Here is a 7,360-nt window from a genome sequence, read left to right as displayed (position 1 = left end):
CGCGCGACGTCACGGTGGCCAGTGCGCGCTGGGCGTTCGGATAGTCGACCCAGTGATACAGGCAGCGCCGCTTCAGCGCGTCGTGGATCTCGCGGGTGCGGTTCGACGTCACGATCACGATCGGCGGCGCCGGCGCCTTGATGGTGCCGAACTCCGGAATGGTGACCTGAAAGTCGCTCAGCACTTCGAGCAAATACGCCTCGAACGCCTCGTCGGCGCGGTCGAGTTCGTCGATCAGCAGCACCGGCGCGCCCGCCGTGTCCGGCTCCAGCGCCTGCAGCAGCGGGCGCTTGATCAGGAAGCGCTCGGAGAAGATGTCGCTGGAGAGCTGATCGCGGTCAGTATCGCCGGCAGCTTCGGCCAGCCGGATCGCGATCATCTGCGCCGACGAATTCCACTCATACACCGCGGAAGCGACGTCGAGCCCTTCGTAGCACTGCAGCCGGATCAGTCGGCGGCCGAGCGCGGCCGACAGCACCTTGGCGATCTCGGTCTTGCCGACGCCGGCCTCGCCTTCGAGAAACAGCGGCCGGCCCATCCGCAGCGCCAGAAACACCACCGTCGCCAGCGACCGCTCGGCGAGATAGCCGCGGCTCGTCAGCAGTTCGAGCGTGGCGTCGACGGAGGCGGGAGGCGCGGCTGCGGTCATGGCCGATCCGTGTCCAGGCTCACGCCTTGCCGTTGGCGGCGTCGACCGCGCGCTTGGTCAGCACGCCGATCAGATGCGCCCGATATTCGGCGCTGCCGTGCAGATCGCTGTTCAAGCCGTCGGCCGAAACGTGCAGGCCGTCGATCGCCTTGGAATTGAACCGCGCCTTCAGCGCCTCTTCGAACTGGGTGACGCGGAACACGCCATCCGCCCCGGCGCCGGTAACCGCGACGCGGACGTCCGACGGACGGCGGGCGACGAACACGCCGACCAGCGCGTAGCGCGATGCCTGGTTGCGAAACTTGATGTAGGCGGCCTTCTTCGGCAGCGGAAACTGCACCTTGGTGATGATCTCATCCGGCTCGAGCGCGGTCGAGTACATCCCCTGGAAAAACTCTTCGGCCTTCAGCTTGCGCTTGTTGGTGACCACGGTGGCGCCGAGCGCCAGCACGGCCGCCGGATAGTCCGCGGTCGGATCGTTGTTGGCGAGCGAACCGCCGATCGTGCCCTTGTGGCGCACAGCCGGATCGCCGATCAGCGACGCCAGTTCGGCGAGCGCCGGGATCGCCTCGCCGACGATCGCCGAGTTGGCGACTTCGGCGTGGGTCGCGGTGGCGCCGATCACCAGCGAACGGCCCTTCATCTCGATGCCGCTGAGGCCCTCGATATGCGACAGGTCGACCAGATGCGGCGGCGCCGCGAGGCGCTGCTTCATCACCGGCAGCAGCGTGTGGCCGCCCGCGATCAGCTTGGCGTCCTCGTTCTTCACCAGCAGATTGGCGGCCTGGCGAACGGTCCCGGGGCGGTGATATTTGAATTCGTACATTGCGCTTCCCTGAGCTTCCTGCGTCTCGTTGGGCGTGCCGCGCGGCCTCGTTGAAGCGGGCCGGCGCAGTGCCGGTCAGCTGCGGTCGGAGTTCGCCATCGCCTTGGCGCCGGCCGCGATCGACACCACGATGTTCTGATAGCCGGTGCAGCGGCAGAGATTGCCTTCGAGCTCTTCGCGAATCGTCTCGTCGGAGAGGTCGTGGCCCTTGCGGTGCACCATGTCGACGGCCGTCATGATCATGCCCGGCGTGCAGAAGCCGCATTGCAGGCCGTGGTTCTCGCGGAAGGCTTCCTGCATCGGATGCAGCGGCGCACCGTCGGCGGCGAGCCCTTCGATCGTCGTCACTTCGTGACCGTCGGCCATCACCGCCAGCGTGGTGCAGGACTTCACCGCCTTGCCGTCGAGATGCACGACGCAGGCGCCGCACTGCGACGTATCGCAGCCGACATGCGTGCCGGTGAGCCGCAGGTTCTCGCGCAGAAACTGCACCAGCAGCGTGCGCGGATCGACGTTCGCGGTCACAGGGTTGCCATTGACGATCAGGGAAATCTTGGCCATCGGCCCTCTCTTCAATGCGCACCGCCGCGTTGCACGGCGATCATTCGTCTTTTAGTTGTGTTTCTTGAACCGATCTTACGGGGCAACCCCAGGATCGGCAACCGCGAACGGCTCGGGCCGCGCCGGAGCCACGGCCGTGTAATGACATCCGCGTGATCGGGCGCCGCAGCGCCGTCAGGCCGCGCCGTTGCCGTTCTGCACGGCCTTGGAAAAGTTGGCGAAGAACTCATCGGCGAGCTTCTTGGCCGAGCCGTTGATGAGTCGCTGGCCGAGCTGCGCCAGCTTGCCGCCGATATGCGCTTCGACATCGTAGGACAGCAGCGTGCCGCCATCCTTATCGGACAGGCCGACCGTGGCACCGCCTTTGGCAAAGCCGGCAACGCCGCCTTCGCCTTCGCCGGTGATCTTGTAGCCGTTCGGGGGATCGAGATCGGACAGCGTGACCTTGCCCTTGAAGCGGGCCGATACCGGGCCGACTTTCAACTTCGCCACAGCGCGAAAACCGCTGTCGTCTTCGGTCTTTTCAAGCTCTTCGCACCCCGGAATGCAGACCTTCAGCACTTCCGGATCGTTGAGCTTGCTCCACACCAAATCTTTCGGCGCGTCCAACTGGACTTCGCCGTTCATCGTCATGGCCATGGATATTTCCTCCCGGATCGGCGGCCGCCTCGGACGGCGGCATTGCGACTACTTAAGCACGCCGGGCGGCAAAGAAAAAGTATCGCGACACCACCCCGAGCGATCGGCGGCGCTAGCAGTCGTGAGGCGGTGAGATAGGTAGCGCCCGGCCCTGGTGCCAGCGTCAAGCAAGCACGACAGCCGGATAAAAGCGATCAGGAGCCTTGCGCGGCAGCCGGATAGTTCGGTTCGAACGTCGCCGTGTCGGTGCTTGGTACAGCCGCTGATTGCGCCGTTGGCTCGACCAGCATCAGAATCGCAGTGCCGAGAAACAGCAGCAGCTCGGTGGCGTGCAACCGCATCGCTTCGGGCTCGGCGACCTGCGAGGCCATCACCATGCTGGCGAACGAGATCACGCTGCCCAGCGTCAGCGCGAACGCCAGCGCCTCGTTGCAGCCGCCGGAGAGACGGACCGAGCGCCGCGTCAGCAGCGCCGAGAACACCAGCAGGAAGCCGGCGACCGTCAGCTTGGCGAGCGCCAGCAGCCATGCCATCCGGATGGTCGCCATCGCGCTGAGATGCAGATGATCGCTGACGAAGATCGCCACCGAGATATTGGGCCGGTCGTACAGTGCGTGGATCGGGGTGACGAACAGCCGATACCCCACGATCAGCCAGGTCGGCGTGATGTAGGCCGCCAGCAGAACTCCGTTCACCGAACTGATCCGCCAATCCGTCTTCATCGCCGTGCCCCACCAGCCAGCACGCCGAATCCGACGGCGCGCGGCCAAAGCTAACCCCAGGTTAACCATCAGCAGCAATGGAAAGGCTTTGTTAACCTTAACGGCGGGTAACGACTGTGGATGGCGCTTTGGGGAGCCTGAGCTCGGCTTTTCGGCACGAAACTTGCGTCGGATTGGGCGTGATGGCGGTTGAGACAAAACCTATCCAGACGCGGAAAGCCCCGCCGTGGGGCGGGGCTCCCTGCTGTCGCTTCGGCACGCAGCCGTCCGGAGAAAGCTGCGGCCGGGCGACCGTTACGTCAGCGGCCCTGGCCGGACCCGCCGTGTTGGCCACCCTGCTGCTGGCCGCCCTGCTGCCGGTCTTGACCCTGCCGGTTCGGATCCTGCTGCTGCTGGCCCGGACGGGCACCACCGCCCTGCTGCTGCTGGCCGGGGGACGTCTGGCTCGGAGTCGGCTTCTGCTGATTCTGATTCGACATCGATGGTCTCCTTCAGAGTGTCGCGCCCACACCGACAACAAGCATCATGCGCCCGCGGTTGCGCGGATCGGCGTGATCTTTGCGCGGCTTTTGCGCGGCAACATCGCGCCCGGTGGAACCCTGCGGGCGGCTTCAGCCGTCCACAGGGAAGAAGGTTGTAATCGGGCGCTGTTGCCGCGATCGCGACCCACTGTTAGAAAATTCCAAAGCGAAGCGACGTTCCGGCTGCCGGGGCCCTCGCCGCATCGTGTGTGCAATGCGAGCGCGATCTCCGCCGCGGGGCCGTTCGGATTGCAATTCACGACCCTTCGAGTCCCACTCTTTCGAGTCCTCTGACGACGGCAGCGCATGGACTATTTCGCCCAGCAGCTCATCAACGGTCTCGTACTCGGCTCGATCTACGGCCTGATCGCGATCGGCTACACGATGGTGTACGGCATCGTCGGCATGATCAATTTCGCCCATGGCGACATCTTCATGATCGGCGGCTTCATCGCGCTGATCAGCTTCCTGATCCTGGTGTCGTTCGGCCTCACCTTCGTGCCGCTGATCCTCTTGGTCGTGCTGCTGGTGTCGATGGCGATCACCGCGCTGTACGGCTGGACGGTCGAGCGCATCGCCTACCGGCCGCTGCGGCACTCGTTCCGCCTCGCCCCGATGCTGTCGGCGATCGGCATGTCGTTCGTGCTGATGAACTACGCCCAGGTGTCGCAGGGCGCCCGCGTCAAGCCGGTGCCGCCGATCATCACCGGCGGCTACACGCTGCACGAGAGCGCCGACGGCTTCAACGTCCAGCTCTCCAACGTCCAGATCCTGGTGGTGGTCACCACCGTGGTGCTGCTCGGCATCTTCACCTGGCTGGTGGCGAAGACCCGGCTCGGCCGCGACATGCGCGCCTGCGAGCAGGATCAGACCATGGCGGCGCTGCTCGGCGTCGACGTCGACCGCACCATCTCGATGACCTTCGTGATCGGCGCCGCGCTCGCCTCGGTCGCGGGCATGATGTACCTGCTGTATTACGGGCTGATCGACTTCTTCATGGGCTTCATCGCCGGCATCAAGGCGTTCACCGCGGCCGTGCTCGGCGGCATCGGCTCGCTGCCCGGTGCAATGCTCGGCGGCCTGCTGATCGGCCTGATCGAGACCTTCTGGTCGGCCTATTTCTCGGTCGAGTACAAGGACGTTGCGGCGTTCTCGATCCTGATCATCGTGCTGATCTTCATGCCGACCGGCCTGCTGGGCCGGCCGGAAGTCGAAAAAGTCTGAGCGGGCGCCGACGTGGCAAAACTCGCGCACGCCGCTGCTGCCCCTGTCGCCGCCGCCACGGTCGGCGTCGGTTTCATCTTCAAGAAAGCCCTGATCAGCGCCCTCGTGGCGCTGGTTTTATTTTCGCTGATGATCGGCGTCCGTACCGAGGCCGGCCCTGAGGGCGGCCTGATCTACTGGACGCGGTTCGGCGATCTCGCCGGCATGGTCGGCGGCGTGTTCGTCGGCTCGATCGTGGTCGAACTGCTGCGGATGTGGTGGGGCCCGGTCGACACCTCGAAGATGATGCCGGCCGGCGCGCGCAAGACGCTCGGCCTCGCCGGCCGCGTCGTCGCCCCGGCGCTGCTGATCTTCACCTTCCTGGTGCCGGTGATCTTCTACAATCAGCGCTACATTCTCGATCTCGGCATCCTGGTGCTGACCTATGTGATGCTTGGCTGGGGGCTGAACATCGTGGTCGGCCTCGCCGGCCTGCTCGATCTCGGCTACGTGGCGTTCTACGCGGTCGGCGCCTATTCCTACGCGCTGCTCGCCACCAATTTCGGCCTGTCGTTCTGGATCTGCCTTCCGCTCGCCGGCATCCTCGCCGCGTTCTGGGGCATGATCCTCGGCTTCCCGGTGCTGCGACTGCGCGGCGATTATCTCGCCATCGTCACCCTGGCGTTCGGCGAGATCATCCGTCTCGTCATCATCAACTGGCAGACGCTGACCGGCGGCCCCAACGGCATCAGCGGCATTCCGCGCCCGACGCTGTTCGGCATTCCGTTGGCGCCGGGGCCGAACGGATTGGCGGCGCAGCTCGGCATTCCGTTCTCGCCGACGCATCGCCTCGTCTTCCTGTTCTATCTGATCCTGATCCTGGCGCTGATCACCAACTGGGCGACCATTCGGCTGCGCCGGCTGCCGATCGGCCGTGCCTGGGAAGCGCTGCGCGAAGACGAAGTCGCCTGCCGCGCGCTCGGCATCAACACCACCACGACCAAGCTCACCGCCTTCGCCACCGGCGCGATGTTCGGCGGCTTTGCGGGTGCGTTCTTCGCCACAAGGCAGGGCTTCATCTCGCCGGAGTCCTTCACCTTCCAGGAATCGGCGCTGGTGCTGGCGATCGTCGTGCTCGGCGGCATGGGCTCGCAGCTCGGCGTCGCGCTCGCCGCAGTGACGCTGATCGGCGGCTTCGAACTGTTCCGCGGTCTCGATCAGTTCCGCATGCTGGTGTTCGGCATGGCGATGGTGCTGCTGATGATCTGGCGGCCGCGCGGCCTGATCGGCCATCGCGCCCCGACCGTGTATCTCGACCACAAGCAGGCGATCTCGTCCGACCTCGTCAAGGAAGGCCACGGATGAGCGCGGACCAGAACATCCTGCGCGTCAGCGGCCTGAGCATGCGGTTCGGCGGCATTCTGGCCGTCAACGACCTGTCGTTCGCCGCGCACCGCGGCAAGATCACCGCGCTGATCGGCCCCAACGGCGCCGGCAAGACCACGGTGTTCAACTGCATCACCGGTTTCTACAGACCGAGCGCCGGCGAGATCAGCCTGACGCATGACGGCGGCGAGACCCACCGGCTCGACCGGCTCAACGACTTCCGCATCACCAAGATCGCCAAGGTGGCGCGCACCTTCCAGAACATCCGGCTGTTCCCCGGCATGACGGCGCTGGAGAACCTGATGGTGGCGCAGCACAACGCGCTGATGCGCGCCTCCGGCCTCACCTTCCTCGGCCTGTTCGGCGCGCCGTCGTGGCGCGCGGCCGAGAAGCAGGCGATCGAACGGGCGACCTACTGGCTCGACCAGATCGGGCTGCGCAGCCGCGCCGACGATGCCGCCGGAAACCTGCCCTACGGCGATCAGCGGCGGCTGGAAATCGCGCGCGCGATGTGCACCGAGCCGGTGCTGCTGTGCCTCGACGAGCCGGCTGCGGGCCTCAACGCGCGCGAGAGCGGCGAACTCAGCCAACTGCTTCGCAAGATCCGCTCCGGCGGCACCTCGATCCTGCTGATCGAACACGACATGGGCGTGGTGATGGAAATCTCCGACCACGTCGTCGTGCTCGACCATGGCGTCAAGATCGCCGACGGCACCCCGCGCGAGATCCGCGACGACCCCCGCGTCATCGCCGCCTATCTGGGCGTCGAGGACGAAGAGGTCGAAAAGGTCGAGCAGGAGCTCGGGCTGTGAATTGCCTCTCCCCATATACTCCGTCATGGCCGGGCTTGACC

General features: G+C 65.7%; 9 protein-coding genes. 4 read left to right on the top strand and 5 right to left on the bottom strand.

What is annotated here, in order from left to right; genetic code table 11:
• From DYI24_RS17395 to DYI24_RS17375, 5 genes are all read right to left on the bottom strand, one after another.
• A partial coding sequence (locus DYI24_RS17395) for an AAA family ATPase (RefSeq protein ID WP_164573191.1) occupies nt 1-649 on the bottom strand: 649 nt, incomplete at its 3' end.
• Nucleotides 650-668: 19 nt separating this feature from the next.
• Entirely contained in the window at nt 669-1,475 is an 807-nt protein-coding gene (locus DYI24_RS17390; RefSeq protein ID WP_164573190.1) for an FAD binding domain-containing protein, read from the bottom strand.
• A gap of 75 nt (nt 1,476-1,550) precedes the next feature.
• Nucleotides 1,551-2,036, bottom strand: coding sequence for a (2Fe-2S)-binding protein (locus DYI24_RS17385; protein ID WP_107345537.1), 486 nt, complete (start codon nt 2,034-2,036; stop codon nt 1,551-1,553).
• Between the two features lie 174 nt (nt 2,037-2,210).
• Nucleotides 2,211-2,675, bottom strand: a complete 465-nt coding sequence (locus tag DYI24_RS17380; RefSeq protein WP_011159342.1) for an SRPBCC family protein — start codon at nt 2,673-2,675, stop codon at nt 2,211-2,213.
• Nucleotides 2,676-2,869: 194 nt separating this feature from the next.
• On the bottom strand, nt 2,870-3,397 hold the full coding sequence (locus DYI24_RS17375) for a hypothetical protein (RefSeq protein ID WP_164573189.1): 528 nt from the start codon (nt 3,395-3,397) through the stop codon (nt 2,870-2,872).
• A 326-nt stretch (nt 3,398-3,723) separates the two neighbouring features.
• Between DYI24_RS17375 and DYI24_RS28105 the strand changes: the two genes are divergently transcribed.
• Genes DYI24_RS28105 through DYI24_RS17355 form a run of 4 tightly spaced genes read left to right on the top strand, consistent with a single transcriptional unit; the run spans nt 3,724 to nt 7,319 of the window.
• Nucleotides 3,724-4,212: a hypothetical protein gene (locus DYI24_RS28105; protein ID WP_205523561.1), complete on the top strand. Its 489-nt coding sequence runs from the start codon at nt 3,724-3,726 to the stop codon at nt 4,210-4,212.
• A gap of 12 nt (nt 4,213-4,224) precedes the next feature.
• Entirely contained in the window at nt 4,225-5,142 is a 918-nt protein-coding gene (locus tag DYI24_RS17365) for an ABC transporter permease subunit (RefSeq protein ID WP_011159344.1), read from the top strand.
• 12 nt (nt 5,143-5,154) lie between these two features.
• Nucleotides 5,155-6,486: a high-affinity branched-chain amino acid ABC transporter permease LivM gene (gene livM, locus DYI24_RS17360; RefSeq protein ID WP_164573187.1), complete on the top strand. Its 1,332-nt coding sequence runs from the start codon at nt 5,155-5,157 to the stop codon at nt 6,484-6,486.
• Entirely contained in the window at nt 6,483-7,319 is an 837-nt protein-coding gene (locus tag DYI24_RS17355) for an ABC transporter ATP-binding protein (protein ID WP_164573186.1), read from the top strand. The genes livM and DYI24_RS17355 overlap by 4 nt, the downstream gene beginning before the upstream one ends.
• Nucleotides 7,320-7,360 lie beyond the last annotated feature (41 nt).

The organism is Rhodopseudomonas sp. BR0C11, assembly GCF_010820945.1.
Classification (GTDB): domain Bacteria; phylum Pseudomonadota; class Alphaproteobacteria; order Rhizobiales; family Xanthobacteraceae; genus Rhodopseudomonas; species Rhodopseudomonas palustris_H.
The sequence above is the reverse complement of the archived record's forward strand: the minus strand, read 5'-3'. Positions and strand labels throughout refer to the sequence as shown.